Raw genomic sequence first — 23,797 nt, 5'->3', positions numbered from 1 at the left:
ACAACCCTTCAGGAGTCCGTTCGATGAACGCTTCTTCGCCTTCGCCTGCCCAGAACCAGGCGGCGACCGCCACCCTCTACGGCGGGGTCACCAACCGCCGCATCACCGTCCGCGACCTCGCCAGCGCCAAGCAGCGCGGCGAGAAGTGGTCGATGCTCACCGCCTACGACGCCCTCACCGCCGGAGTGTTCGACGAGGCCGGCATCCCCGTCCTGCTGGTCGGCGACTCCGCCGGCAACTGCCACCTCGGCTACGAGACCACCGTGCCGGTGACCATGGATCAGATGGTGATGCTCTCCGCCGCCGTCGTCCGCGGCACCAAGCGCGCGATGATCGTCGCCGACCTGCCGTTCGGCTCCTACCAGGAGTCCCCCGCGCAGGCCATGCGCAACGCGGCCCGGCTGATGAAGGAGGCCGGGGTCGGCGCGGTCAAGCTGGAGGGCGGGGAGCGCAGCGCCCGCTCGATCGAGCTGCTGGTCGAGGCCGGCGTCCCGGTGATGGCGCACATCGGCCTCACCCCGCAGTCCGTGCACGCCTTCGGCGGCTACCCCGTCCAGGGCCGCGGCGACGAGGCGGCGCACCAGCTGCTGCGCGACGCCAAGGCCGTCCAGCAGTCGGGCGCCTTCGCGGTCGTACTGGAGGCGGTGCCGGCCGAGCTGGCCGCCCAGGTCACCGAGCAGCTGACCATCCCGACCGTCGGCATCGGCGGCGGGCCCGACACCGACGCCCAGGTCCTGGTCTGGACCGACATGGCCGGCATGACGGCGGGCCGGGTGCCCAAGTTCGTCAAGCAGTACGCCGACCTGCGGACCGTCCTCGGCGACGCCGCCCGCGCCTTCGCCGAGGACGTCCGCGGCGGCGCCTTCCCGGCGGCGGAGCACAGCTTCCGCTGACGGCCTACCCGCACCGTCGCCCGTCGCCGCTTCGGCATCGCCGAAGCGGCGACGTTGCCGGTCGAAAAGGGCAGGGCCCCGCGGTTCCTTCGTTGGCCGCGGGGAGACAGGACGAATCCCGGCCTCGGCGGAGCTCGATCCGCTCAGATGTCGGAGACGCAGACGACCCCCAGGTCGGCGAGTCCTTCGCTCTGGCAGAGGTGATCGGACGCGCCGCCGACGGCGGTCTGCAGCAGCTGGTAGTCGGCGCCGTGCGCCCGGCCCCAGTGCATGGCGGCCCGCCACAGTTGCCGCCCCAGGCCGAGTCCGCGGTACTCCGGCAGGACTCCGAAGTACTGGGGCAGGAGGCGGACTCGCCCGATCGGGTCAGCCATCGTCTCCATGGGGCCGATGGCACCGGCCACCCGCCCGTCCCGCACCTCGATCAGAACGGGGCCGACGGTTTCGAGCCTGGAGTGCAGGAAGGCGAACCCCTCGCCGGCCAGCTTCTCGGCGAAGGCCTCGAAGGTCTTCGCCACGTCCGCGGCTGTTCCGGACAGGGCCTCGACTCCGTCGACAGCGGGAACGCGGCTGTCGAAGGTCCTGAGCTGGACGCGGGTGGATGCGGCCAGAGGCTCCGGGGCCTCCTGGAACCACACGACGCGGGCTTTTGCGACTCCGCGCAGGGTGGCGAGTCCGGCGGCGTTCTCGCGGGCTCCGGGCAGGCACTCCGAGGCACCGTAGAGGTGGAGCCGCAGGATCCCGCGGTCGGTGATCGTCGGGATCAGGGTGTGCTCGCGGTCCTGGACGATGTCGTCCACCAGGACCCGTTCGCCCTTGCGGTCCGACCAGCGCCGGTCCTTGTCGTGGGACAGGAACCGGCCGGTGCCGGCGACGGCGAACACGTCGTTCAGAAGTTCCGGGCCCATCACGTCGGGGTGAACGGGGCCGAGTGCCGGCACGTACGGCACGGAGATGCGGGGTTGCAGCCAGTCCCAGCGGAATCCCATGCGCCCACGCTACTCGGCTGCCACGCCGGGCTCAGGCCCTGACGCGAACCGCGTCAGGGCCTGAGCATCACCGACCGATCGCGATCAGTGCGGGTTGTCGTCACCTGCGGAGCACGAGCACTTGATCGACTCCATGGTGTCGTCCAGGTCGGCGACGGTGGTGATCTCGGTGACGGGCGGGACGGAGACGCCCAGGGGCCGCGTCAGGTACGGCAGGCGCTGGGTCGGGCCGTCCCCCGGCAGCGGACGCCTCGGGGAGATCTCGATGGCAACTGCGGTCATGTTCATCCTGCTTTCTTGATGCCGTGTTGGCAGTAGGAACCGAGTGGTGCCTTCGCCTCCTGGTAGTGCTTGGCCAAGGGTCGGCACACCGTGCACGACCCGGAGAGCTGGCAGCCGGAGCAGCCACCGGTGCGAAGCATGAGGCGGTCGGCGATGACGCCGAGCCGGGCAAGGCCGTCGATCCCCTCAGCGGGCAGACTGATCTGGTCGTCACGGCCGATCTTGCAGATGGACACCAGACCGTGGGGATCGGTGTGGAAGAAGCTGTGGCCCGCGTTGCACCCGGCGAACGGCTTGCGCATGCGCAGGTGCTCTTTGGACTGCGCGGTCAGGGACTCGGCACCGCCGTAGATCGTCGGCGTCATGTTGGTGAAGACGTTGTACTCCAACCCCCACGACCGGCAAAGGTCGATCATCGCCTGCTCCTCGTGCGCGTTGTCGTCGGTGACGACAACGCTCATCCGTAGCGGGAGCCGGGCGTGGCGCGCGGCGTTCATCCCCTGGACGAACAGGTCCCAGGCGCCCGGCCGTTGCGTGAGCTCGTCGTAGCTGGCTTTCGTGGCGCCGTACATCGACACCGTGACCCGGTAGGGCGGGCAGTCCCGGAGGAGGCCAAGCAGGTTCTCGCGCCACAGTAGCGAGGCGTTCGTCGAGACCGTGATCATCATGCCCAGCTCGAAGGCGGTCCGATAGGACACGAGGAAGTCCTTGTCCACGGTGGGCTCCCCACCGGTGATCTGGAGCCACAGCACGCCAGCTTCGGCCATGATCCGCAGACACGCCAGCTTGTCGGCCAACGGCATGCCGGAGTTGACCTTGAGTCCCAGGTAGCAGTGCTTGCACGTGTAGTTGCAGCCGAGGTTGATCTCCCACGACGCCCTGGAGTAACCCCACGGGGAGGGCTCGCGGACGAACAGGAACTCGCCCACCGGCCGGCCGGTGACCTCCAGGTCGGCCCACTGGGTGCCCACGGCGTCCACGAGCCAGGAGGGAGCCGCCTCGGCCGGGTCATGGGCACGCAGGTCCTCGTAGTAGGAGTGCGGGAGCCGAAGGCCGCCACGGCTGCCCGGCCGCACCAACAGGTACTCGTCCAAGAACGGACTGGCGATGAGGTTGTGCATGTTCCCTCCTTCACTGAGCAATTCGGAAGGCGCCGCCGACGGCGGGCCGAAGTGCCTGGGCGGATCCAGGCGGTCAGGCGCCGGGGTAGCGCAGGTACGCCTCAGCGGACGCAAGGGTGTAGAAGCGCCTGATCCGGTGCGGATCGCCCAACGCGCGCAGGTACTCGTGCCGCTCGCGGTCGTAGATCCCCCAGCACTCCAGCAACAGGAAGTGCGGGCTGCAGGAGTCGATCGGGCGAATCTCGTATCGAGACGAGGGAGAGGAGACGGTCGCCCCACGACCACTGGCCGGATCGACCCCCGTCACGGCTCGGTCGGGGGCCGCTTCGAACCACACCACCTTTCCCTTCTCCACCGGGTGCCAGCCCCAGGAGTGAGCCAGTGCCTCCACCAGCAGGAGGCCACGGCCGTTGGTGGCCATGTCGTCGGCCTTGCTCCTGACCGGCGGCTGCGGACTCCGGTCAGCGATCTCGACCCGCAGGCGGGCGCCAGTCCACAGCACCGTGATGCGGCAGCACTCCTGTCCGTACTCGATGGCATTGGCCAGCAGCTCGCCCGCGCACAACTCCGCATCCCACAAAGCGTCGTCCGTCAACGGAACCCGCCAGGAAGCGGCGAGGTGCCGGATCAGTCGACGTGCCGGCCGGATGGTCGCCGGGTTCGGCTCGACATCCCAGGAGTGCGGCTTCGGGATCGTGGCAGCGTCGGTGCGGTTCATTGGCGGGGCCGTCTCAGTCGGGTACTCCTCCGGGCATGTATCCGGAGGAGCACCAGAATCCCGAGGCGGCGGCTTCGAGGTAAGGCCAGCGTGTGTACCCACGATGGGTAAACTTGCGGTCAGTTATCTCAAGTGACGCTGAGCGATGATCCTTTGCTGCAGGGGGCCGGTCGTGAGTGAGCCAATGGGGCCGCCCGGGCTTCCGCGTCGCCTGCTCGCGGACCCCGAGATGAGGGCGGCCTGCGCGGATCGAGACTTCGCAAGAATCTTCCAACTCGCCAAGCGCAAAGGGGGGTTCCACCCTTCACGCATCGCACGGGCCTGTGAGCTGACGCCCAGCAGGGTGGGGGAGGTGATGAAGGGGCGCCCGAAGATCACCAACATGGTCGTCATCGAGCGCATCGCGGATGGCTTACGGATTCCCGGCCGCATGCTCGGGCTTGCGGATCGTAGCTGGGAAGGTCCACACCCCCGCGCAGGGTCACCAGTGATGGTTGACCCTGCGTATACCTCGAGGCCGGCCAGGGACGCGCCAACAGAGAACACCTTGGATGACATCCTGGCCATCGCAGCCGGATCCAGGGCCACACCGAATGTCCTCCGCTCCCTTCAGGTGTCCATCGAGGACTACTGGCGGCGCGACGATCAGCACGGCGGTGAGGCGCTCCGACCTGCGGTGATCGGTCAACTGAGGTACGTCATGGGCGTCATACGGGACGCTGTCGACCCGAACTACCGGCGCAGTCTCCACGGCATCGCGGCCGAGCTCGCCCGCCTTGCCGGCTGGACGTACTTCGACGCGCGGCAGTACAGCGCGGCGCAGGGCTACTTCACCGAATCACTTCGGTTCGCGCGGGAGATCGACGACCGCACGTTCATCGCCAACGTACTTGCGTGCCTCAGCCTCCAGGCGACCTACCAGGACAAGCCTCAGGACGCAATCACGCTCGCCCGGGCCGCGCAGGACAACGCACGCTCTGCCGGAGGTACACCGAGACTCCTGGCGATGCTGTCGGTGCGGGAAGCCTTCGGTCACGCGAGTGCGCACGATCGGGAGGCAGCCCATCGCGCGATCACCGAGGCGCATCGCCACTTCGGGTGCATCGCCGATGGTGACGGCGACCCCGCCTGGGTTCGGTATTTCGACCACACCAAGCTCACCGTGGATACCGGCATCGTCCTCGGCCGGCTGAATGAAGCCGGGGCTGCCGAGCCGCTCATCGCCGAAGGATTGAAGGCGGAGCCGATGGCGAACCTCAGAGGCCGCGCGTTCCATACCTTCTGGCTCGCACGGACCCAACTCCAGCGGCGAGAGGTCGAATTGGCATGCGCCACCGCTGGGGAGGCCCTCGCCCTGACCGCAGCCATCGAGTCCCCCAGGGTGGTCGCCCATCTCCATGAGTTCTGCCGACTCCTGAGGCCCTACCGCAGCAGCGCCTCGGCCGCGGAACTGTCCGACCGGATCACCGGCATGGCCGAGTGATCAGTGACCGGCCTCGTCAAGCAGCAGGTACAGCACTCCCACGAGCGTGCCGCTGCTGACGATCTCGCGGCGGTCGATCATGCCGCGAAGCTCGGACAGGGGAATCCACTCGACTCGGTCGGACTCGTTGCGCTCGGTCGGCGGGCCCACGTACTCGACAGCGTCGGCCCGGAAGACGAAGTGCTCCGAGTCCGTGATCCCGTTGGCCGGCTGGGCGTAGATCAGCGGCTCGACCCCAGCGACCTTCCAGCCGGTCTCCTCCAGTGTCTCGCGGGCTGCCGCCTCTGCCGGGCTCTCGTCCGGCTCGATAAGCCCCATCGGGAGTTCCCAGGCCCAGGTATTGGTGATGAAGCGGTGCCGCCACATCATGAGGACCTGCTTCCGGTCGTTCACGACAGCCGCCACAGCGAGGTGCCGCAGCTTGACCACGTGGTGTTCCCAGCGGTGGCCGTCGGGCTGCTCGATGTCGGCCAACCACAGATTCACCCATGGGTTCTCGTAGATCGGACGTTCCCCGTGGATCTTCCACTGCATTGCTGAAGCCTCCCTCGATGGACCCTCAGCATCTCAGAGGTCGGCGCCCCGGGCAGGCCCCTCCGACTAATTCGCGTCAGACTGACGAATAGTGGTGATGTCGGCAGACAGTTGCCAAGTCCCCCTTCATTCCGAGCCTGGTCCCTCCCTGTTCGTTCAGAATTTTTTCTTTCGGTGGCGCCTCCTCGTCCGAGGAGGCGCCACCGATTAAAAATCTTTTCTTTTGGTGTTGAAATAATTTGGAGGCCGTATCCCCGTACGCCGGTGACAGCCGGGTGACAGCGGCCTGACAGCGAGCGGCGCCGGCCGACAGGGGGCTGACAGCCGGGCCGGACAGCCTAGGGGCATGACACGAATCGCCACCGCCCCGAACGACCGGGGGACCGCCGCGGGCAACGCCGTCGAGGTCCGCGGCATCGTCAAGCACTACGGCACCACCAAGGCCCTCGACGGGGTCGACCTCACCGTCCGCGAGGGCACCGTGCTCGGCGTGCTCGGCCCCAACGGCGCCGGCAAGACCACCCTGGTCCGGGTCCTCTCCACCCTGATCAAGCCCGACGCCGGCACCGCGTTCGTCGGCGGCTACGACGTCCTGCGCCAGCCCAAGCAGCTGCGCCGCACCATCGGCCTCACCGGGCAGTACGCCTCCGTCGACGAGCTCCTCTCCGGGTACGAGAACCTCTACCTGATCGGCCGGCTGCTCGACCTCCCCAGCCGCGAGGCCAAGGCCCGGGCCGCCGAACTGCTGGAGCGCTTCTCGCTCACCGAGGCCGCCAAGCGGACCGCCAAGACCTACTCCGGCGGCATGCGCCGCCGCCTCGACCTGGCCGCCAGCATGATCGGCCGCCCCAAGGTGCTCTACCTGGACGAACCCACCACCGGCCTCGACCCGCGCACCCGCAACGAGGTCTGGGACGAGGTCCAGCGGATGGTCGCCGAGGGCAGCACCGTGCTGCTCACCACCCAGTACATGGAGGAGGCGGAGCAGCTCGCCGACGAGCTGACCGTCATCGACCGCGGCCGGGTGATCGCCAACGGCGGCGTGGCCGAGCTCAAGGCCAAGGTCGGCGGCCAGACCCTCCAGATCCGCGCCGTCCACCCGGCCGAGCTGCCCGAGATGGCCCGCTGCCTGCACGACCGCGGCATCACCAGCGCCACCGTCTCCACCGACACCGGGCTGCTCGCGGTGCCGATCACCAACGACGAGCAGCTGACCGCCGTCATCGGGGTGCTCGGCGGCCGCGGCTTCGCGATAGCCGGCATCGACACCAAGGTGCCCAGCCTCGACGAGGTCTTCCTCGCCATCACCGGCAAGCCCGCCGACACCGCGGACGCCGCCCCCAGCCTCGCCAAGGAGCCCGTCGCATGACCACCGCCACCATCGCCCCCGCCCGGGTGGAGGACCCCCGGATCGGCCTGTCCGGCACCTTCCGCCACGTCGGTGCACTGACCCGGCGCAACCTGATGCGGATCAAGGCCGACCCGGAGTCGATGTTCGACGCCGTGCTGATGCCGGTCATCTTCACGGTGCTGTTCGTCTACGTCTTCGGCGGCGCCGTCTCCGGCAACCAGGACTCCTACAAGCAGTACATGATCCCCGGCCTGCTCGGGCAGACCGGCCTCACCCTCGCGATGGCCGTCGGCACCGGCCTGAACAGCGACTTCCAGACCGGCGTGATGGACCGCTTCCGGACCCTGCCGATCGGCCGGGCCTCCGTCCTGCTCTCCAAGATGGCCGCCGAGACCTGCCGGGCGCTGCTCTCCTTCGTGATCCTGATCGGCTTCGCGATGTGCATCGGCTTCGAGGTGAAGACCGGTCCGCTGGAGGTCGTGGCCGCGGTCGGCCTGTCGCTGGTGTTCGGCATGTCGATCGTCTGGGTCTCGATGCTGCTGGGCATGGCGCTGCGCAGCGCCCAGGCCGTCCAGGGCGTGGCCATGCTGGTCCTGATGCCGATGCAGTTCGGCAGCTCGATCTTCGCGCCGACCGACACCATGCCGGGCTGGCTCCAGGCCTTCACCAAGGTCAACCCGCTGTCGGCGCTCGCCGACGCCTCCCGCTCCCTGCTCAACGGCCAGGGGCCGCTGGCCCACCCGGTGATGGTCGTGCTGATCTGGTCGGTGGCCACCACCGCGATCTTCGCGCCGCTCGCCGTCGCCCGCTTCCGCAAGCGGACCTGAGAACGGCCGCCGGCCCTCCGCGGGGGAGGGCCGGGGGGCGACCGGCCGGCACCAGGGGACGGGGCCGGCCGGCGGAACGGCTGGCCGGTGACCAGGGACGGACGCCGGTCAGCCGATCCACTCCTGTCGGCTGGCCGGTGACCAGGGACGGACGCCGGTCAGCCGATCCACTCGTACATCCGCTCCCGGACCTGTTCCGGGGTCAGGCCCTCGCCGGCGGCGTGGGCGGCCTCGAACGCGGCGTCGCCCAGCTGGGCCCGCAGGTCGGTCGCCGCCCGGCCGCGCTCGACGCGGTCCAGGTAGCCGCCCTTCGGGCCGTTCAGCACGTGGTGCGCGCCGTGCAGCACGGTGGCCTGCCGGGCCCGCTCCAGGTCGCCGTCGCGCTCGGCGAAGGCGCGCAGCACCCCCACCACCGCGGGGACCACCATGACCGTCATCTGCTCGCCGAAGCCGCTCGTGCGCGACGTCTCGCGCAGCAGCGTCCGCCCCTCGCGCAGCATCGCGAGCCCCTCGTCCGGCCGGCCCGCCCGGGCGGTGATCCAGCCCCGGGTGGTGGTCAGCATCCCGGTCACGATCCCCGGGGCGAAGCTGCCGACGCTGGTCGCCTCCATCCGGTCCAGCTCGGCCAGCGCCTGCGCGTACTCACCGCGCAGCATGTGGACGCCGCAGAGCGTGAGGCCGCCGAACAGCAGCGCGCCGGTGGAGGAGTGGTCCGCGCTATGGTGGTCCAGCCCGGCCAGCGTCTCCCGGATGATCCGCTCGCCGCGCTCCATGTCCTGCTCCAGCAGGGCGGAGCCGAGGTTCACCCGCAGCATCGGCACCTCGTGCGGCGTCCCCAGCTCCTCGGCCAGCTCGATCGCCCGCTCGTACGCGACGGCGGCCGCCTCCGGATCGCCCCGGTTGGCCAGCGACTCGCCCTGGGCGGACAGGGCCTGGGAGACCCCCCAGAGGTTGCCGGCCTGCTCGAACAGTTCCAGGGAGCGCTGGCCGTCCAGGATTCCCTGGTCGGCCCCGCCCGGCCAGTCGTTCAGCATCTTGGCCCGGAGCTGCAGGATGAACGCGAGGTCGTTCGGCCCGCCGTGCTCCTCGCAGCCGCGGACGGCGTCGTCCAGCAGGCTCCTCATCATTTCCAGCCGGCCGGCCAGGAACGCCCCGAACACCCGCATCAGGCCCGGGAACCGGTAGGCCTGCGGCAGCTCCGGGGTGTAGACCTCCAGCAGCTGCTCCGCGACGGCGATCGCCACCGGGTTGCCGAGCACGTCCAGGTTCCCCTCGAACATGCCCATCAGCCGGTACATCGCGAGCAGTCGTCGGGCCTCCTCGACGACCCCTTCGGGCATCGGCAGGCCGTAGGAGAGCACGTCCCGCTCCAGCGGTACGGGCGGCTTCGGGCCGAACGGATCCGGCCCGAGCGCCGCGACGGCGTCGTACCAGCCGCGGGCCTCCATGCTGTAGCCGCGCAGCGACCAGTACCAGCTCATGCCGAGGGTGAGGACCAGCGACTGCTCCTCGTCCCCGAGGTCGATGGCGCGCCTCAGCGCGGCCCGGATGTTGTCCAGCTCGCGCTCCAGCACCGTCAGCCAGTGCAGCTGCTGGGGGCCGTGGATGTTCAGGAAGGCGGTGGCGGCGATGGTACGGAAGTGCGTCAGGTGGCGGGCCCCGGTCGCGTCGCGCTCCTCCTCGGACTCGGCGAGGCGCTCGGTCGCGTACTCGTGGATGGTCTCCAGCATCCGGTAGCGCGGCAGGCTGCCATCGTCCAGGTCGGCTACCAGCAGGGACTTGTCGACCAGCGACAGCAGCAGGTCGGCGACCTCCCCGCCGACCACCTCGACGCCGTCCGCGCAGATCGCCTCGGCGTCCTCCAGCTGCCAGCCACCGGCGAACACCGAGAGCCGGCGCAGCACCGCCCGTTCGCGCTTGCCCAGCAGGTCCCAGCTCCAGTCGACCACCGCGCGCAGGGTCTGCTGACGCGGCAGCAGGGTGCGGCTGCCCGCGGTGAGCAGGGCGAACCGGCCGTCCAGGCGGTCGGCGATCTGGCGTGCCGTCATCACCCGCAGCCGGGCGGCGGCGAGTTCGATGGCCAGCGGCAGGCCGTCCAGGCGGCGGCAGATCTCGGCGCAGGCCGCCGGGTCGGTGTCCGGGTCGAAGCCGGGTCGGGCGGCGGTGGCGCGCTCGGTGAGCAGGCGCAGCGCCACCGGGTCGGGCAGCGGCTCGACCGGCAGCACGGTCTCGCCGGGCACGCCGAGCGGCTCCCGGCTGGTGGCGAGCACGGTCAGCTCGGGGCACTCGGTGAGCAGGATGTCGGCGAGGTCGGCGGCGGCCTGGATCAGGTGCTCGCAGTTGTCCAGGACGAGCAGCATCCGGCGGTGGCCGCAGTGTTCGACCAGCCGGCGCACCGGGTCCTCGGCGCGCTTCTCGATCACCTCGGCGACCATGCCGCCGCTGTGCAGCACGATCTCGCGCAGGCCGAGCGCGGAGACCACGGCGGCGGGCACCGCGTCCGGGGTCTCCAGCGGGGCGAGTTCGGCCACCCAGACGCCGTCCGGCCAGTGCCCGGCGGACTGCTCGGCGCGGCCGGCCTCGATCGAGAGCCTGGTCTTGCCGGAGCCGCCGGGGCCGGTCAGGGTGACCATCCGGCGCTCCGTCAACGTCCCGCGCAGTGCGGCGAGATCGCTCTCCCGGCCGACGAAGCTGGTCAGCCGGCCGCGCAGGTTGCCGCCGACGCGCGGGGGTTGGGGCGCCCCCGGCCGCCCGGCGGCCTGCGGGGCCGGCGGGGCCGGCGGGGCCGGTATGGACTCCGGAGCGGGCGTGGTCGGCGCGGCGGCGGGCGCCGGTTCGACCTCGGCCGGGGTCAGCAACGTGGCGTACAGGGACTGGAGTTGGCGCCCCGGGTCGACGCCGAGCTCCTCGGCGAGGGCGCGCCTGGTCCGCTCGTAGTGGCGCAGCGCCTCGGCGGTGCGACCGCTCTCGTGCAGCGCCCGGATCATCAGCTGCTGCAACGGCTCGTCCAGCGGCTGCCGTTCGCAGAGCTCGGTGAGCTCGGCGACCAGTTCGGCGGCCCGGCCGAGCCCGAGTTCGGCGGTGATCCGGTGGCGGCGGGCCTCCTCGCGCTGGGTCTCCAGCCGGGCGGCCGGGCCGCCGCGGTCCGGCAGGTCGGCCAGGGCGGGGCCGCGCCACAGCGCCAGGGCGGCGCGCAGCCGCTCGGCGGCGAGCGCGTGGTCCCCGGTGTCGAGGGCGCGGCGGCCTTCGGTGCCGAGCCGCTGGAACTCGGCGAGGTCGGTGGCCGGGTCGGTCAGCCAGTACCCGGCCGGGCCGGAGCCGATCTCGTCCCGGCCGACGGTCCGGCGCAGCCGGCCGACCAGGGTCTGGAGCGCGGCGGAGGAGTCCTGGGGCGGCTCGGCCTCCCACACCTCGTCCACCAGCAGGTCGGCGGGCACCGGACGGCCCTGCCGGAGGGCGAGCGCGGTGAGCAGTGCCCGCAGCCGGGCGCCGCCTAGCGGCACCGGGGTGCCGTCGTCGTGGTGGGCCGTCGTGGTCCCGAGGATGCCGTAGTACACCGGTCCATTCTGGTCGATGGGCGGCGATCGGGGCGCACAATTGTCCAGGGGCCCCTCACCGGCGGCGGAACCCGGACGGGGCCCTCGGACGTTCACCCGGGACGGCTTGTCCGGTCACCGGCCCGCCCGGCATGATCGATCCCCTGCCCGCTTTTCCTCGGACACCCGGAGCACCCACACCATGACCTTCGCCGCCACGCAGCGCTCACGCAGCGAGGACCGCCGGATCAGCCCGGTGTTCTGGGTGCTCCTCGCCGTCCTCGCCACCTCCGGCTGGGCGGTGTACTCGGGCTACGGGAACGCCGCGTTCGGGGTGTTCCTGTTCGTGGTGGCGGGCTGGATGGTCTCGCTGTGCCTGCACGAGTACGCGCACGCCCGCACCGCCCTGCACGGTGGCGACATCAGCGTCGGCGCCAAGGGCTACCTCACGCTCAACCCGCTGAAGTACACCAACGTGCTGCTCAGCTTCGTGCTGCCGATCGTGTTCGTGATCCTGGGCGGCATCGGCCTGCCCGGCGGCTCGGTCTGGATCGAGCGGGACCGGATCCGGGGCCGGCTCAAGCACAGCCTGATCTCGGCGGCCGGGCCGCTGGTGAACGTGGTGTGCGCGGCCCTGCTGCTGATCCCGATCGGCGCCGGCTGGCTGGACGACCCGACGGTGCACGCGGTCTGGAACGGCTACGAGCTGAACGTCTCGCCGTTCGCGGGCGCGCTCGGCTTCCTCGGCCTGCTCCAGCTCAGCGCCGCCCTGCTGAACCTGCTGCCGGTGCCCGGGCTGGACGGCTACGGGATCGTCGAGCCCTGGCTGTCGTACAAGACCCGGCGCGCGGTCGAGCCGTTCGCGCCGTACGGGCTGCTGGCCGTGTTCGCGCTGCTGTGGCAGCCCTCGGTGAACTCGTTCTTCTTCGGGGTCATCCACGACCTGATGAGCCTGTTCGGCGTGGACCAGGACTACGCGACGCTCGGCCGGTACCTGTTCAGCTTCTGGAAGAACTAGCCGACTAGCCCTGCTCGGCTGCCGCGGCGGCGGCCGTGGCCTCGGCGATCTTCGCGCGGCGGCGGTTCATCCAGAGCACGTTGCTCGCCACACCGGCCATCGGGAGCCAGATCAGGCCCAGCCAGAAGCCCTGGGTCAGCGAGACCACGGCGGCCGCCAGCGCGAGGACGACGACGATCAGGGCGAAGAGGGACGTGCGGGGCATGGCGGGAGGCTCCTAGGGCCGGGTGCGGTCGGCCGGGTTGCGGCCGCACCCATTGTCGCCGACCTCACCTCCGGAGCTGGTCCAGGGGTGAGGCCGACACGGCTCCACCGGATCTCAGACGTCCGTCACCCGCAGGCCCGCGTGGGCCTTGTAGCGGCGGTTGACCGAGATCAGGTTGGCCACCAGCGACTCCACCTGGTGCGCGTTGCGCAACCGGCCCGCGAAGATCCCCCGCATGCCGGGGATCCGGCCGGCCAGCGCCTGCACGATGTCGGTGGCGGCCCGCTCCTCGCCGAGCACCATGACGTCGGTGTCGATCTGCTCCACCGACTCGTCCTGGAGCAGCACCGCCGAGAGGTGGTGGAAGGCGGCGGTGACCCGGGAGTCCGGCAGCAGCGCGGCGGCCTGCTGGGCGGCGCTGCCCTCCTCCGGCTTCAGCGCGTACGCACCCTGCTTGTCGAAGCCGAGCGGGTTGACGCAGTCGACCACGATCTTGCCGGCCAGTTCCTCGCGCAGCGCGGTCAGGGTCGAGGCGTGCCCGTCCCAGGGCACCGCGACGATCACCACGTCGCTCTCCCGGGCGGTGGTGGCGTTGTCGGCGCCACGCACGCCGAGGCCCAGCTCGGCGGCGGAGGCCTCGGCCCGGGCCGCGTCGCGCGAGCCGATGATCACCTGCTGGCCGGCCTTGGCCAGTCGCAGGGCCAGGCCGCGCCCCTGGTCGCCGGTGCCGCCGAGGACACCGATCACCAGCTGTGAGACGTCCGGCAGTTCGTGGGCCGGGTTTGTCGCTGAATCGAGGGAAGTCATGGGCCGATCCTGTCAAACCCCTGGCCGGACGCGACATTCTGGGCCGCATGGACGCGGTGAGAGTTTCGGCACTCCGGCAGCACCTGGCGGGCACCGGCTGGCTGGAGGCGGTCGGCGGCTTCGCCGGGTCGCTGCGGCGCTCGGTGTCGCGGCGCGGGGCCGGCGGACTGCTGCTGATCGGCACCGAGGCGTACGAGCCCTGGCATCTGGCCGCACACCTGGCCGACGAGGCCGCCTGGTCGGCCGTCCCCCGACTGGCGCCCATCCTGCTGCGGCACGCTCCGCCGGTCGGCGCCCCGGCGCACCTCGCGCACGGCCTGAGTCGGCTCACCGGGGCCGGGCGCGGCGCCACCGTCCTGGTGGTGGCGCCGGAGACGGCCGGCGCGCCGCTGCTGGAACGGGTGCAGGACGCCCGCCGGCACGGCGCGACCGTGCTCGCGCTGGACGGCGCCGCCCCCGCCGAGCCGGGCGACCTCGGCGGGCTCGCGCACGAGCGGCTCGCCGTCGGCACCGCCGACGAGGAGCCCTTCGACCTCGCCCAGCACCTGGTCAGCGCCGCCGCCGGGCGGCCCCCGGCCCGCCGCGCCGCGCTGGACCGGCTCGCCGAACTCGCCGGCCGGCTGACCGCACCGCCCGCGATCAGCCGCTGGTAGCCCGGGCCCGACCCGGCCGTTGTCAGCGAGGTGTCGGGCTGACGGTCGTGTGTCGGGCTGAAAAACCCTTTGCGAACCCGGCAGCCCGCGTTCGAGGATGCTGGTTCGTGAACGACGACGAACCCCCGCATCCCCCCGGCACCTCCGGACGGTTGCGCACGCTGCTGCGCTCGCTCGCGCCCGACCTCTCGCCCTGGCGCGCCTCCCGCGACTTCCGCTTCCTCTGGCTCTCCGGCTGCGTCACCAGCTTCGGCAGCTACCTGACCTACGTCGCCGTGCCGATGCAGATCAAGGAGCTGACCGGCTCCTCCTTCGCGGTCGGCCTGATCGGCGCCTTCGAGCTCGTCCCGCTGATCGTCTTCGGCCTGTGGGGCGGCGCCCTCGCCGACGCCCTGGACCGCCGGAAGCTGGTGCTGCGGGCCGAGGCCGGGCTGGGCCTGCTCGCCGGCCTGCTGCTGCTCAACGCGCTGCTGCCGTCCCCGCTGCTCTGGCCGATCTACCTGGTCGCCGCGCTGGTCGCGGCCTGCGACGGGTTGCAGCGCCCGGCCCTGGACTCGCTCACCCCGCGGATCGTCCCGCACCAGCACCTGACCGCCGCGTTCGCGCTCAACTCCCTGTACCGCAACGCCGCTTCGGTGGCCGGTCCGGCGCTGGCCGGCGTCGTGGTGGCGTTCTCCGGGGTGGGGACGGCGTACGCGCTGGACGTGCTCACCTTCGCCGCATCGCTGCTGCTGCTCGTCCGGATCCGGGCGGTGCCGCCGGCCACCGGCGCCGAGCGGCCGTCGGTGCGGGCGGTGCTCACCGGCGTCCGGTACGCGTGGAGCCGCAAGGACCTGCTCGGCACCTACACGATCGACCTCTGCGCGATGCTGTTCGCCTTCCCGGTGGCCGTCTTCCCCTTCCTGGCCTCCGAGTTGGGCGCGGACTGGGCGCTCGGCCCGATGTACGCGGCCTCCGCAGCCGGCGCCCTGCTGGTCGGGGCGACCAGCGGCTGGACGTCCCGGATCCACCGGCACGGCCGGCTGCTGGTGGTCGCCGCCGTCGGCTGGGGCGCGGCCATGGCCCTGGCCGGCCTGTCCGGGAGCATCTGGCTGGTGCTGCTCGGCCTGGCGCTGGCCGGCGGCGCCGACGAGATCAGCGGGCTGGCCCGCTCGACCATGTGGAACCAGTCCATCCCGGACGAGGTGCGCGGCCGGATGGCCGGCGTCGAACTGCTCAGCTACTCCGTCGGGCCCCAGCTCGGCCAGGTCCGGGCCGGCACCATGGCCGGGCTGGTCGGCGTCCGCGCCGCCGTCTGGAGCGGCGGCCTGATCTGCGTCGCCGCCGTCCTCGCGGTGGCCGCCGCGCTGCCCAAGCTGCTCGCCTACGACGACCGCACCGACCCGCACACCGCCGCCGTCCGCGCCGGGCACGAGCGCGCGGAGCGCGAGCGGGAGCAGCAGCGCGAGCGGGAGGCCGCCGCGGCGACGGACTGACGGCGGACGGACGGGACGGACGGCGGCGACGGCTTGACGGCAGAGAAGCCGGGCGCCGCCCCGGCCGCTACTCGCCGCCGTCCTTCGGCGTGTCGTTCCAGCGCTCGTCCCCCTGCCGCCACTCCCGGTTGCGCTCGTCGGCGAGTTGCAGGGCGTGCGAGGCCTCCTCCGGGCTGTCGTACGGGCCGAGGCGGTCCTTGGCGGGGCACTCCGGCCCCTCCTCGACCTTGCCGTGCTTGATGCAGTAGAACCACTCGCCGGGCTTGCCGGTCGGCTTGCGGTGGAATCCCAGGGGCATGGTGCCCTCCCGTCGATTCGATGGGGTCGTACCGATCATTCCCCGGCCGGGGCCGCCGCGCACACCGCCCGGGCGCGCCGGGGGCGGCCGATAGACTCGCGGCCATGGCTCTCGTACCCGGCATCCAGTCCCCCACCCGCAAGGTCCCGGCGCACATCGCGCGCCCCGAGTACGTCGGTCGGCCCGCCCCGACGCCGTACACCGGGCCCGAGGTGCAGACCGCCGAGACGATCGAGAAGATGCGGATCGCGAGCCGGATCGCCGCCCGGGCGATGGCGGAGGCCGCCAAGCTGATCGCCCCCGGCGTCACCACCGACGCGCTGGACGCCGTCGCCCACACCTACATGTGCGACCACGACGCGTACCCGTCCGACCTCGGCTACCGCGGCTTCCCCAAGTCGGTCTGCACCTCGATCAACGAGGTGATCTGCCACGGCATCCCGGACTCGACCGTGCTCCAGGACGGCGACATCGTCAACATCGACGCCACCGCGTACATCCACGGGGTGCACGGCGACCTCAACGCCACCTACCTGGTCGGCGACGTCGACGAGGAGTCCCGGCTGCTGGTCGAGCGGACCCGCGAATCCCTCAACCGGGCGATCAAGGCCGTCAAGCCCGGCCGTCAGATCAACGTGATCGGGCGGGTCATCGAGTCCTACGCCAAGCGCTTCGACTACGGCGTGGTGCGGGACTTCACCGGGCACGGCATCAACACGTCGTTCCACTCCGGCCTGATCATCCCGCACTACGACAGCGAGCGGGCCACCGAGGTGATCAAGCCGGGGATGACCTTCACCATCGAGCCGATGCTCACCCTGGGCACCTACGACTACGAGATCTGGCCGGACGGCTGGACGGTCGTCACCAAGGACCGCAAGCGCACCGCCCAGTTCGAGCACACCCTGGTGGTCACGGCGGACGGCGCGGAGGTCCTCACCCTGCCGTGACCCCCGGCCGGGCGCCGGTTCAGCCGATGAGCCACTGCTCCTCGGCGACGGCGCCCACCTCGGTGCAGGCGTCGGTGAGCACGTCCAGGACGCGCAGCGGGTCCGGCAGCGGCTGCTCGGGCCCGCGCAGCCACCGCACCTGCGAGCCGTCCGGCAGCGCGGCCGGCGGCAGCAGGGTGTACGAGCCGCGGCAGTGCCAGCGCAGGCCGGGGTGCTCGGACATGGTGTCCGGGGTGGAGTCGAGGACGCTCGGCCACCACTCGTCCTCGTCCTGCGGGGTGCCCCGGGTGGCGGTGAAGAACAGGTAGCGGTCCTCGCCGACGGCGGCGACCGGGCCCTCGACGCCCCGCTCGGTCAGCCGCTCCAGGGCCAGCCGGCCGGCCTCGACCGGGACGTCCAGGACGTCGTGGGCGCGGCCGGTGGCGGTGATGAAGTTGGTCTGCGGATCGCGGGCGAGCCAGCGGGCGAGTTGCTCGGGGTCGGTCGTGGCCTGGGTCTGCCAGGCGAAGGAGACCGGGTGCTGGGCGGGCGCCGGACAGGCCACCCGGTCGCAGGAACAGCGGTAGCCGGCCGGATGCGCGGCCGGCGCGAGCGGGAATCCGGCGCGCACCGCGCCGAGCAGCTGATCGAGCCGGGCGGCGGGGCCGTCCACCTCACCCGACCGGGCCCGCTGACGCTCACGCTTCTGCCACCAGGTCGTCCACCTGCCGCCGGCTTCCATCGGGCCCCTTCCGCGCACTGCCGTACCTGGTGCGGCACAGCGTTCGACGTACCACTCCGACGCAACGCACAGCGCCCCCCGCTGCTTCCCGGGGCGGTGCTCGGCCCTGCTGTCCACGCCCTGCCGACCGGGAACCGGGGTCACCGGAGGGCCGACGCCCGGGTCACGGTACGCAGTCGCGGCAGCACGCTGTCCGCGCCAGGTCGGCCGGAGGGCGCGCGGATCCGCGCCCCGCCCGGCCCGTACGGGGCCCGCTGACCCGGGTGAACCCCGGGGGCGTAACAGGAAGGATAAGGGTGCGCGGGGCCTCCGGATGACCGGGGGCGGTGCCTCTCCGGTCACACTCCCCGCACCCGGCCGGAGGGCTCGGGCGGGTGCGCCGGTCACCCGTGCGGAGGTGAGACCCTGGTGGGGTGAAGAGCGCGGACACCGAATTCGTCGGCGGCCCCCTGGACGGCCGCATCCTCCCCATCCCGCTGGGGCCGATGTTCGGCGTGCCGAAGACCTACAAGGTGCCCGTCCCCGCGCACGGCGACTCCCCCGCGCGCACACTGGTGTACGTCCGGTCCAAGCAGGTGCGGGGCATCAGCTGGCACTGGCGCTACGAGTTCGACGAGGCGGCCACCGCCCGCGCGTCCGGCTGACGGCCGCGCCGCCCGCACCGGCCGCCGCCCCCAGCCTCCCCGGGAGGACGGCATGGCGAGAACGGCACGGCACCCCCGCAGCCGCCCCCAGGCGGTCGCGCACCACAACCGGCAGGTCGCCGGCGTCACCGGTGCGCTGCTGGTGGCGGTCTGCGTCTACACCGTGGTGATCGGCCCGAACGGCTGGCTCTGGTTCGGCTGGGCGGTGCTGCTGCTCGCCTGCGTGGCCCTGTTCACGGTCCACCCCTGAGCAGCCGCACCGCCTGTGCCCAGCCCCCCACGGCGGTCAGTCCTCCTCGGCGAGGATCAGGTACAGCTTCTTGCGCGCCTCGGTGAGCACCACCAGGCCCTTGGCACGCTGCGCCTCGGTGCCCGTCGCCATCACCTGGCGGATCGCCTGGTCGACCGCGGCCAGCGCCTGGCCGACCTCCTGGACGGCCTCCCAGTCGACCTCCCGGCCGGCCTCCGCCCACGGCTCGGCGGGCCCCGCCTCGGCCTCGGCCCGGCCCGCCTCGGTGAGCGATACCAGCCGCTTGCCGCCGACCTCCTCCGCGGTGATCAGGCCCTCCTCCTCCAGCAGTTGGAGGTTGGGGTAGATCGAGCCCGGGCTCGGCCGCCAGGCCCCACCCGTCCGCTCGGAGATCTCGGCGATCATCTCGTAGCCGTGCATCGGCCGTTCCTTGAGCAGCGCCAGCAGCGAGGCCCTGACGTCCCCGCGCCGCGCCCGGCCGCCGCGCCGCCCGTGCGGGCCGCCCCGGCGCCCGCCGTGCCCGCCGAAGCCGTGCCCGAACGGACCGCCCATCGGCCGCCCGGGCCCGCCGCCGCCGAACGGCGGCGGGCCGAAGCCGCCGAAGGCCTCCCGGCCCTCGAACTCCCGCCCTTCGAAGTCCGGCCCCGGCCCGCGGCGCCAGCCACCGCGCGGACCCTCGCCGCTGAACCGCATTCCCGGATTTCCTCGGTTTCCTGAGCGCACGGCGCTCACCTCCTCGTTCACCGAGCCAGTCGAGTTACTGTCTCGATAGCTCGACGATATATCGGCGACTGTCGCTCGTCAACGGATTCCGACACGAACGGCGCATCGGCACCCCACCCCGCCACCCAGGCCCCGTCCGCCCGCTACGGTGACGGGCATGGCCGGTGAACGAGACCTCGCGAAGCTGCTGCACGGGATGCGCCCGCTGCTCAACCCGGGGCGGTACGTCTACTGCACGCTGCCCGCCAAGGTGCCCGCGGGCATGCGGCCGGTGGTGACCGTCGCCGAACCCGAAGGGGTCACGGTCGTCGTCACCCAGGAGGAGGCCGACGCGCTCGGGCTGCGCTACGAGTACGTGGCGGCCTGGATCACCCTGCAGATCCACTCCGCCCTGGAGGCCGTCGGCCTCACCGCGGCCGTCGCCGGGCGCCTCGCCGACGAGGGGATCAGCTGCAACGTGGTGGCCGGCTTCCACCACGACCACCTGTTCGTCACCGCCGACGACGCCGACCGCGCCGTCCGGGCCCTGGAGGAACTGGCCGCCCGGCCCGCCTGACGACGCCGTCGAGTGGCCGCCCCCGCAGGGCCCTCCGACACTGGGAACGGCTGCCCGGCCACCCGGCCGGCCCCCACCGGAAGGAGACGGCCGCCATGGCCACCTGCGTCACCTGCGGCAACGACTACTGGCTCGCCTTCGAGATCAAGACCATCACCGGCGACACCTACACCTTCGACAGCTTCGAGTGCGCGATGGAGAAGCTCGCGCCGCGCTGCGAGCAGTGCCAGGTCCGCATCGTCGGCCACGGCGTCGAAGTGGCCGGCCGCTTCTTCTGCTGCGCCAACTGCGCCCGCGTCAACGGCGGCCTCGGCGACCAGATCCGCGACGCCGTCGGCGCCCGCCCCGCGTAACGGCGGGCGGGCGGAGCAGTCGGCCTGTACCCCCGGTTCTGTCTCCCCAGGTGCTCGCACGACTGGGGCGGCCTCACGAAAAAGGCCCCCTGACCTGCGGTTTCGCAGATCAGGGGGCCTCAGTCGAGCTGGGGCGGCGGAAGAGTCGGCCTGTACGCCGGGTACAGGCCCTATTCCCCCGTCCGGAGAGACATTCAGGAGAGGTGACCTGGGGAAACGTCGCAGGGACGAAGCCGACTAGGCAACCCTGGGGAGCGGTTGGGGAGATCCGTTTCCGGGACTCTCTCCGGGGAGCGTCTCGGCCGGGGAAGGCATCGGCGCGATCCACCGGCCGAGGGCCGACAGTGCCTGCCGCCCAGCCTCCGGCAGGAAGTGCACGTACGTCCGGAGCGTGAACGCAGGGTCGCTGTGGCCAAGCCACGCCGCCAGGGTCGTCACGGTCTCGCCCGCCTGGAGGACGACTGAGGCGAACGTGTGCCGCAGGACATGAAATCCGTCAGAGCGGTCCATCTTCCACGACACCCTCGTCCACACCACCTTCGCGCCCTGGACCTGCTCACGCTTCGGCTCCGGAATCACGCCGGCCTTGACGAGCGCCGGCTTCCACGCCTTCTCATCCCACGTTGTCCGGTTGATCGCGCCGCCGCCCTTCCCACTGACCCTGGCGGTTGTCACCAGGAGGCGCACGGTCTTCAACGGCCGTTCCGCCCAGGGCAGGTTCGGCCTGTCCGGGTCGACCCAGGGCAGAGTGACCTCGACCGCCGGGAACTCGGCGGCGTAGGCGGCCACCCGATCGGCCAGGCCAGGCGGACAGGCCGTCAGCCGGATTTTGTTGCCCTTCGGCGGCCCGAACGCCAGCTTGCCGTCGATCTTGAGCACCTGCCGTACAACGTGGATCTCCTGGCCGACGATGTCCTCCGGGCTAAACCCGAAGGCCTCGCCCTGCCGTAGGCCGGCACCAACGGCCAGGTCGGGAAGGATCCGGTATCGGGGTGCCAGCGCCTCACGTACCGCGAGGACAGTGGCCAGCGGCCACGCCTTCGCATTGCTCTCCGGCGCCTTCGGCGGCCGCAACTCGGGGTCCCGAAAGGGGTTCTCGGGGATTCTCTTGGCTTTGAATGCGGCCTGCATGATCGCAGAGAAGTGCTTCCAGGTGGTCCGGATGGTACCGACGTCGATCGCTCGCTCGGCCTGGGTCACCCACCACCTGATCTGCTCGTCGCCGATGCGGATCAGCGGCTGTTCGCCCAGGTGCGGCAGGATGTGGTTCCAGATCCGCGGCCGCATGGACGACCGGGTGTTCGGCGGTTTCCGCAGACTCGGCCACCAGTGGGTCTCGACGTACTCCCGCAGCGTGATCTCCCCGTTGCGGGGGTCGTAGAGGTTGCCGCGGGTGCTGTCCGTGGCAGCCTCGCGCAGCCATTTCTTCGCGTCCTCGAGGCCAGCGAACGAGCGGTCCCGGACTCCGGGGATGCCGGCCACCTTGTATCGCTTCCCCTTGCCCCACAAGGAAGTTCGCTCCCGCTTCCCCGTCTCCGGGTTGGGCCGTTTGTTCATCCAACGATCTTCGATGTACCCAGCCACTGGGCACCCCCCTCAAGATCAATCGCGCGGGTCTTCAGGATCCAACCAGTGACACCGAGTTCGGCGGCAAGTTCGGCAGGGCTCGCGGCCCATTGCCGGGCGGCGCAGAAGTCGGACAGCCCGATGAGCTTGCGGGCGGCCCGCAAATCGGCGAGGCGCTCGGCCCGCACGCTGGTCGCGCCACCGCAGCCAACGTCGCCAGCCAGGATGTGCTCGATCTCGTGCGCGAGGACGCACCGCTCCTCAACCGGGCTGATCCCCTGGGCGACGACGACGATGCGATGCTCGGGGGACCACGCTCCCCAGGTGTCCCTCAGCCACTGCCGGACGACGGGTATGCCCATCCGGTCCAGCTCGGCGTGCGGGTCGTACTGCTGCGCTACCTCGGCGACAGTGCCGACGGCTCCGGGCATGCCTCTCCCCCTGAGTCCTGACGTGTGGGAGGCATGCCGGTGCGGAGATTCTGGCATATGCGCGTGAGGACGTGTGAGGATTTAGCCACGTTAAGTCACGCGTGTCGCGGGTATGCCGGGGAGTTACGGCTGTTCGCGGCGCCCGCGCTCGTGCTCCTCGATGGCCTGCTGGATCCGAGCTGCATCGTCGCCCGGAACGCCAGGGTCGCCCTCGGCCCAGGCGTGCGGCCGGTACGCGGCAAGACCGTAGGAGCCCTGTGCCGCGGGCGTGCCGCGCTGGGGGATCGACTGCAGCAGCCGGTCTGCGACATCCTCCAGAAGGTCACGTAGCACGGGGTCGCCGCCCGCCGCCACCGCAGCGCGGGCGAAGCGTCCCACCGCGGGGAACAGATCTCCGGGGGCAGCACCGTGGGATGGGGTCACGGCGGCGAGCGCGTTCGCTGGTGCGCTGAAAGTGCTGGGGTCTTGGCCGGCCAGTGCCCGATCGACGCCGTCGGGGGGCCACAGAAGTGCTCGACCGACCGCCAGATAGCCAGCGGGGATCTCCGGCGCACTGGCTGGCACTGCCCCCGTCTCGTACGTGCTGATCGTTCTCACTGTCAGCCCGGATTGGTTGGCCAGCTCGGGCTGTCGCCACCCCTTGCGCATGCGGTCGCGCTTGATGCACCGACCGAGGTGCTTCCAGTCCTGCTCCACGGTCCCGATCTCCCTTGACTGCTCGGCGCGCTCTTCCTGCAAGGCAACGATAGGCAACAGTCTTGCAGAGGGCGTGCAACTGCACGCAGTCAGGTTCCCGCCAACGTCACGCCCGCCTCCTTTGACTTCCTCTCTACTTCTCATTGCTTCTTGCGCTTCTCGTCCACTGCATCTACGGTTCCTGTTGTGCAAGCAGACGGACCGAACATTCGGCGCCTGCGCGAACGAATGGGTCACGGCCTGAACTCCTTCGCGCAGCGAGCCGGAATCTCCCCCTCGCACCTGTCGCGCATCGAGCGCGGGCTCAGTGGGGCTCAGCCGGAAGTGATCCAGCTCATTGCCGCCGAACTTCATGTCGAGGTGGAGCTGATCATCAAAGAAGAAGTGGAGAAGAAGTCATGAGCGAGGTGGACTCGCCCTTCCTGTCGCATAACGAGGCGGCTGCCTACATCAAGCGGACTCCGCGCGCCCTGTACTGCCTCAACGACCGACGGCAGGGGCCGCCGTCCTTCCGTCTCGGCGGCCGACGCATGTACCGCCTTGTCGCCCTCAAGGCATGGCTCAGGGAGCACGAGGCGGCTGATTCCCGGTCGAACCTCGCCCTCGACCCCACCCGCCAGGCCGTCGAGCCGCGCCGCGCACAGCGCCGCCAGCCCGCCGCCGCCTGACCCACCCACAGACATGGGTCGGGCCGCCCCGGCTTGGACTCCAGGGACG

The 23,797-nt window shown here is 71.3% G+C and carries 28 protein-coding genes; 14 read left to right on the top strand and 14 right to left on the bottom strand.

The features are described from left to right. Nucleotides 1-23 precede the first annotated feature (23 nt). Nucleotides 24-893 carry a 3-methyl-2-oxobutanoate hydroxymethyltransferase gene (gene panB / locus ACIO9K_RS26245; protein ID WP_371516740.1) on the top strand — a complete coding sequence of 290 codons (870 nt, stop codon included), beginning with the start codon at nt 24-26 and terminating at the stop codon, nt 891-893. A 143-nt stretch (nt 894-1,036) separates the two neighbouring features. Here the strand turns inward: panB and ACIO9K_RS26240 are convergent, their stop codons facing one another. The 4 genes from ACIO9K_RS26240 to ACIO9K_RS26225 all read right to left on the bottom strand — a co-directional run bounded on the left by ACIO9K_RS26240 (nt 1,037) and on the right by ACIO9K_RS26225 (nt 4,003). After that, nucleotides 1,037-1,882: a GNAT family N-acetyltransferase gene (locus ACIO9K_RS26240; RefSeq protein WP_363622313.1), complete on the bottom strand. Its 846-nt coding sequence runs from the start codon at nt 1,880-1,882 to the stop codon at nt 1,037-1,039. Between the two features lie 84 nt (nt 1,883-1,966). Continuing rightward, a complete protein-coding gene (locus tag ACIO9K_RS26235) occupies nt 1,967-2,164 on the bottom strand; it encodes a hypothetical protein (RefSeq protein WP_363622315.1) in 198 nt (65 codons plus the stop codon). 2 nt (nt 2,165-2,166) lie between these two features. Further along, nucleotides 2,167-3,285: a radical SAM protein gene (locus tag ACIO9K_RS26230; RefSeq protein ID WP_363622317.1), complete on the bottom strand. Its 1,119-nt coding sequence runs from the start codon at nt 3,283-3,285 to the stop codon at nt 2,167-2,169. A 73-nt stretch (nt 3,286-3,358) separates the two neighbouring features. Further along, a complete protein-coding gene (locus ACIO9K_RS26225) occupies nt 3,359-4,003 on the bottom strand; it encodes an ATP-binding protein (protein ID WP_363622319.1) in 645 nt (214 codons plus the stop codon). Nucleotides 4,004-4,187: 184 nt separating this feature from the next. Between ACIO9K_RS26225 and ACIO9K_RS26220 the strand changes: the two genes are divergently transcribed. Continuing rightward, nucleotides 4,188-5,486 carry a hypothetical protein gene (locus ACIO9K_RS26220; RefSeq protein ID WP_400333646.1) on the top strand — a complete coding sequence of 433 codons (1,299 nt, stop codon included), beginning with the start codon at nt 4,188-4,190 and terminating at the stop codon, nt 5,484-5,486. Here ACIO9K_RS26220 and ACIO9K_RS26215 read toward each other — a convergent pair whose 3' ends face one another. Then, entirely contained in the window at nt 5,487-6,020 is a 534-nt protein-coding gene (locus tag ACIO9K_RS26215; RefSeq protein ID WP_350885084.1) for an NUDIX hydrolase, read from the bottom strand. It abuts the gene before it with no gap. A gap of 346 nt (nt 6,021-6,366) precedes the next feature. Between ACIO9K_RS26215 and ACIO9K_RS26210 the strand changes: the two genes are divergently transcribed. Both ACIO9K_RS26210 and ACIO9K_RS26205 read left to right on the top strand, forming a co-directional pair. Next, nucleotides 6,367-7,389, top strand: a complete 1,023-nt coding sequence (locus ACIO9K_RS26210) for an ATP-binding cassette domain-containing protein (RefSeq protein ID WP_363580866.1) — start codon at nt 6,367-6,369, stop codon at nt 7,387-7,389. Beyond that, on the top strand, nt 7,386-8,198 hold the full coding sequence (locus tag ACIO9K_RS26205; RefSeq protein WP_400333556.1) for an ABC transporter permease: 813 nt from the start codon (nt 7,386-7,388) through the stop codon (nt 8,196-8,198). The genes ACIO9K_RS26210 and ACIO9K_RS26205 overlap by 4 nt, the downstream gene beginning before the upstream one ends. Before the next feature lie 158 nt (nt 8,199-8,356). Here the strand turns inward: ACIO9K_RS26205 and ACIO9K_RS26200 are convergent, their stop codons facing one another. Then, a complete protein-coding gene (locus tag ACIO9K_RS26200) occupies nt 8,357-11,755 on the bottom strand; it encodes a BTAD domain-containing putative transcriptional regulator (RefSeq protein ID WP_363622327.1) in 3,399 nt (1,132 codons plus the stop codon). A gap of 181 nt (nt 11,756-11,936) precedes the next feature. On the opposite strand from ACIO9K_RS26200, the gene ACIO9K_RS26195 reads away from it, so the two are divergent. After that, nucleotides 11,937-12,752 carry a site-2 protease family protein gene (locus tag ACIO9K_RS26195; protein ID WP_363580861.1) on the top strand — a complete coding sequence of 272 codons (816 nt, stop codon included), beginning with the start codon at nt 11,937-11,939 and terminating at the stop codon, nt 12,750-12,752. 4 nt (nt 12,753-12,756) lie between these two features. On the opposite strand, the gene ACIO9K_RS26190 is transcribed toward ACIO9K_RS26195, so the two are convergent. Together ACIO9K_RS26190 and npdG are read right to left on the bottom strand one after the other, a co-directional pair. Beyond that, nucleotides 12,757-12,957, bottom strand: a complete 201-nt coding sequence (locus ACIO9K_RS26190; protein ID WP_363372195.1) for a hypothetical protein — start codon at nt 12,955-12,957, stop codon at nt 12,757-12,759. Nucleotides 12,958-13,071: 114 nt separating this feature from the next. Next, on the bottom strand, nt 13,072-13,764 hold the full coding sequence (npdG, locus tag ACIO9K_RS26185; protein WP_363622329.1) for an NADPH-dependent F420 reductase: 693 nt from the start codon (nt 13,762-13,764) through the stop codon (nt 13,072-13,074). A 47-nt stretch (nt 13,765-13,811) separates the two neighbouring features. On the opposite strand from npdG, the gene ACIO9K_RS26180 reads away from it, so the two are divergent. Together ACIO9K_RS26180 and ACIO9K_RS26175 are read left to right on the top strand one after the other, a co-directional pair. Further along, nucleotides 13,812-14,417 carry a hypothetical protein gene (locus ACIO9K_RS26180; protein ID WP_400333551.1) on the top strand — a complete coding sequence of 202 codons (606 nt, stop codon included), beginning with the start codon at nt 13,812-13,814 and terminating at the stop codon, nt 14,415-14,417. Nucleotides 14,418-14,524: 107 nt separating this feature from the next. Next, nucleotides 14,525-15,892: an MFS transporter gene (locus tag ACIO9K_RS26175; protein ID WP_363622333.1), complete on the top strand. Its 1,368-nt coding sequence runs from the start codon at nt 14,525-14,527 to the stop codon at nt 15,890-15,892. A 67-nt stretch (nt 15,893-15,959) separates the two neighbouring features. Here ACIO9K_RS26175 and ACIO9K_RS26170 read toward each other — a convergent pair whose 3' ends face one another. After that, entirely contained in the window at nt 15,960-16,190 is a 231-nt protein-coding gene (locus ACIO9K_RS26170) for a hypothetical protein (RefSeq protein ID WP_363622335.1), read from the bottom strand. A gap of 104 nt (nt 16,191-16,294) precedes the next feature. Between ACIO9K_RS26170 and map the strand changes: the two genes are divergently transcribed. Then, entirely contained in the window at nt 16,295-17,140 is an 846-nt protein-coding gene (gene map, locus ACIO9K_RS26165; RefSeq protein ID WP_363622337.1) for a type I methionyl aminopeptidase, read from the top strand. Between the two features lie 19 nt (nt 17,141-17,159). Here the strand turns inward: map and ACIO9K_RS26160 are convergent, their stop codons facing one another. Then, the gene (locus tag ACIO9K_RS26160; RefSeq protein WP_363580851.1) at nt 17,160-17,861 is read right to left on the bottom strand and encodes a bifunctional DNA primase/polymerase; all 702 of its coding nucleotides are present in this window, start codon (nt 17,859-17,861) and stop codon (nt 17,160-17,162) included. Nucleotides 17,862-18,274: 413 nt separating this feature from the next. Between ACIO9K_RS26160 and ACIO9K_RS26155 the strand changes: the two genes are divergently transcribed. Both ACIO9K_RS26155 and ACIO9K_RS26150 read left to right on the top strand, forming a co-directional pair. Then, entirely contained in the window at nt 18,275-18,505 is a 231-nt protein-coding gene (locus tag ACIO9K_RS26155; protein ID WP_063347363.1) for a hypothetical protein, read from the top strand. A gap of 52 nt (nt 18,506-18,557) precedes the next feature. Beyond that, nucleotides 18,558-18,755 carry a hypothetical protein gene (locus ACIO9K_RS26150; RefSeq protein WP_063347364.1) on the top strand — a complete coding sequence of 66 codons (198 nt, stop codon included), beginning with the start codon at nt 18,558-18,560 and terminating at the stop codon, nt 18,753-18,755. A 36-nt stretch (nt 18,756-18,791) separates the two neighbouring features. Here the strand turns inward: ACIO9K_RS26150 and ACIO9K_RS26145 are convergent, their stop codons facing one another. After that, nucleotides 18,792-19,448 (bottom strand): PadR family transcriptional regulator, encoded by a 657-nt coding sequence (locus ACIO9K_RS26145; protein ID WP_350885063.1) that lies wholly within the window; start codon nt 19,446-19,448, stop codon nt 18,792-18,794. 187 nt (nt 19,449-19,635) lie between these two features. Between ACIO9K_RS26145 and ACIO9K_RS26140 the strand changes: the two genes are divergently transcribed. Together ACIO9K_RS26140 and ACIO9K_RS26135 are read left to right on the top strand one after the other, a co-directional pair. After that, nucleotides 19,636-20,034, top strand: a complete 399-nt coding sequence (locus ACIO9K_RS26140) for an ACT domain-containing protein (protein WP_363622340.1) — start codon at nt 19,636-19,638, stop codon at nt 20,032-20,034. Nucleotides 20,035-20,129: 95 nt separating this feature from the next. Next, on the top strand, nt 20,130-20,387 hold the full coding sequence (locus ACIO9K_RS26135) for a hypothetical protein (RefSeq protein ID WP_063347367.1): 258 nt from the start codon (nt 20,130-20,132) through the stop codon (nt 20,385-20,387). A 237-nt stretch (nt 20,388-20,624) separates the two neighbouring features. On the opposite strand, the gene ACIO9K_RS26130 is transcribed toward ACIO9K_RS26135, so the two are convergent. The 3 genes from ACIO9K_RS26130 to ACIO9K_RS26120 form a co-directional block, all read right to left on the bottom strand. Then, nucleotides 20,625-21,944, bottom strand: a complete 1,320-nt coding sequence (locus ACIO9K_RS26130; protein WP_363622342.1) for a site-specific integrase — start codon at nt 21,942-21,944, stop codon at nt 20,625-20,627. Beyond that, on the bottom strand, nt 21,941-22,384 hold the full coding sequence (locus ACIO9K_RS26125) for an ImmA/IrrE family metallo-endopeptidase (protein WP_363622344.1): 444 nt from the start codon (nt 22,382-22,384) through the stop codon (nt 21,941-21,943). The genes ACIO9K_RS26130 and ACIO9K_RS26125 overlap by 4 nt, the downstream gene beginning before the upstream one ends. A 123-nt stretch (nt 22,385-22,507) precedes the next feature. Next, entirely contained in the window at nt 22,508-23,080 is a 573-nt protein-coding gene (locus ACIO9K_RS26120; protein WP_363622346.1) for a helix-turn-helix transcriptional regulator, read from the bottom strand. Nucleotides 23,081-23,266: 186 nt separating this feature from the next. On the opposite strand from ACIO9K_RS26120, the gene ACIO9K_RS26115 reads away from it, so the two are divergent. Then, the gene (locus ACIO9K_RS26115) at nt 23,267-23,482 is read left to right on the top strand and encodes a helix-turn-helix transcriptional regulator (RefSeq protein WP_363622348.1); all 216 of its coding nucleotides are present in this window, start codon (nt 23,267-23,269) and stop codon (nt 23,480-23,482) included. Then, entirely contained in the window at nt 23,479-23,748 is a 270-nt protein-coding gene (locus ACIO9K_RS26110; protein WP_363622350.1) for a helix-turn-helix domain-containing protein, read from the top strand. The genes ACIO9K_RS26115 and ACIO9K_RS26110 overlap by 4 nt, the downstream gene beginning before the upstream one ends. The last annotated feature ends 49 nt before the right edge of the window (nt 23,749-23,797 follow it).

The organism is Kitasatospora sp. NPDC087271 (genome assembly GCF_044744605.1).
Taxonomy (GTDB): Bacteria; Actinomycetota; Actinomycetes; order Streptomycetales; family Streptomycetaceae; genus Kitasatospora.
This window is presented reverse-complemented; position numbering and strand designations above follow the sequence as displayed.

What these genes read in the sequence shown, in the direction of transcription:
- ACIO9K_RS26140 (WP_363622340.1), top strand. Translation starts at nt 19,636, where the DNA reads ATGGCCGGTGAACGAGACCTCGCGAAGCTGCTGCACGGGATGCGCCCG.
- ACIO9K_RS26110 (WP_363622350.1), top strand. Translation starts at nt 23,479, where the DNA reads ATGAGCGAGGTGGACTCGCCCTTCCTGTCGCATAACGAGGCGGCTGCC.
- ACIO9K_RS26160 (WP_363580851.1), bottom strand. Translation starts at nt 17,861, where the DNA reads ATGGAAGCCGGCGGCAGGTGGACGACCTGGTGGCAGAAGCGTGAGCGT.
- ACIO9K_RS26145 (WP_350885063.1), bottom strand. Translation starts at nt 19,448, where the DNA reads ATGCGGTTCAGCGGCGAGGGTCCGCGCGGTGGCTGGCGCCGCGGGCCG.
- ACIO9K_RS26210 (WP_363580866.1), top strand. Translation starts at nt 6,367, where the DNA reads ATGACACGAATCGCCACCGCCCCGAACGACCGGGGGACCGCCGCGGGC.
- ACIO9K_RS26240 (WP_363622313.1), bottom strand. Translation starts at nt 1,882, where the DNA reads ATGGGATTCCGCTGGGACTGGCTGCAACCCCGCATCTCCGTGCCGTAC.
- ACIO9K_RS26150 (WP_063347364.1), top strand. Translation starts at nt 18,558, where the DNA reads ATGGCGAGAACGGCACGGCACCCCCGCAGCCGCCCCCAGGCGGTCGCG.
- map (WP_363622337.1), top strand. Translation starts at nt 16,295, where the DNA reads ATGGCTCTCGTACCCGGCATCCAGTCCCCCACCCGCAAGGTCCCGGCG.
- ACIO9K_RS26190 (WP_363372195.1), bottom strand. Translation starts at nt 12,957, where the DNA reads ATGCCCCGCACGTCCCTCTTCGCCCTGATCGTCGTCGTCCTCGCGCTG.
- panB (WP_371516740.1), top strand. Translation starts at nt 24, where the DNA reads ATGAACGCTTCTTCGCCTTCGCCTGCCCAGAACCAGGCGGCGACCGCC.
- ACIO9K_RS26230 (WP_363622317.1), bottom strand. Translation starts at nt 3,285, where the DNA reads ATGCACAACCTCATCGCCAGTCCGTTCTTGGACGAGTACCTGTTGGTG.
- ACIO9K_RS26130 (WP_363622342.1), bottom strand. Translation starts at nt 21,944, where the DNA reads ATGAACAAACGGCCCAACCCGGAGACGGGGAAGCGGGAGCGAACTTCC.
- ACIO9K_RS26170 (WP_363622335.1), bottom strand. Translation starts at nt 16,190, where the DNA reads ATGCCCCTGGGATTCCACCGCAAGCCGACCGGCAAGCCCGGCGAGTGG.
- ACIO9K_RS26225 (WP_363622319.1), bottom strand. Translation starts at nt 4,003, where the DNA reads ATGAACCGCACCGACGCTGCCACGATCCCGAAGCCGCACTCCTGGGAT.
- ACIO9K_RS26235 (WP_363622315.1), bottom strand. Translation starts at nt 2,164, where the DNA reads ATGACCGCAGTTGCCATCGAGATCTCCCCGAGGCGTCCGCTGCCGGGG.
- ACIO9K_RS26215 (WP_350885084.1), bottom strand. Translation starts at nt 6,020, where the DNA reads ATGCAGTGGAAGATCCACGGGGAACGTCCGATCTACGAGAACCCATGG.
- ACIO9K_RS26180 (WP_400333551.1), top strand. Translation starts at nt 13,812, where the DNA reads ATGGACGCGGTGAGAGTTTCGGCACTCCGGCAGCACCTGGCGGGCACC.
- ACIO9K_RS26205 (WP_400333556.1), top strand. Translation starts at nt 7,386, where the DNA reads ATGACCACCGCCACCATCGCCCCCGCCCGGGTGGAGGACCCCCGGATC.
- ACIO9K_RS26125 (WP_363622344.1), bottom strand. Translation starts at nt 22,384, where the DNA reads ATGCCCGGAGCCGTCGGCACTGTCGCCGAGGTAGCGCAGCAGTACGAC.
- npdG (WP_363622329.1), bottom strand. Translation starts at nt 13,764, where the DNA reads ATGACTTCCCTCGATTCAGCGACAAACCCGGCCCACGAACTGCCGGAC.
- ACIO9K_RS26195 (WP_363580861.1), top strand. Translation starts at nt 11,937, where the DNA reads ATGACCTTCGCCGCCACGCAGCGCTCACGCAGCGAGGACCGCCGGATC.
- ACIO9K_RS26220 (WP_400333646.1), top strand. Translation starts at nt 4,188, where the DNA reads ATGGGGCCGCCCGGGCTTCCGCGTCGCCTGCTCGCGGACCCCGAGATG.
- ACIO9K_RS26135 (WP_063347367.1), top strand. Translation starts at nt 20,130, where the DNA reads ATGGCCACCTGCGTCACCTGCGGCAACGACTACTGGCTCGCCTTCGAG.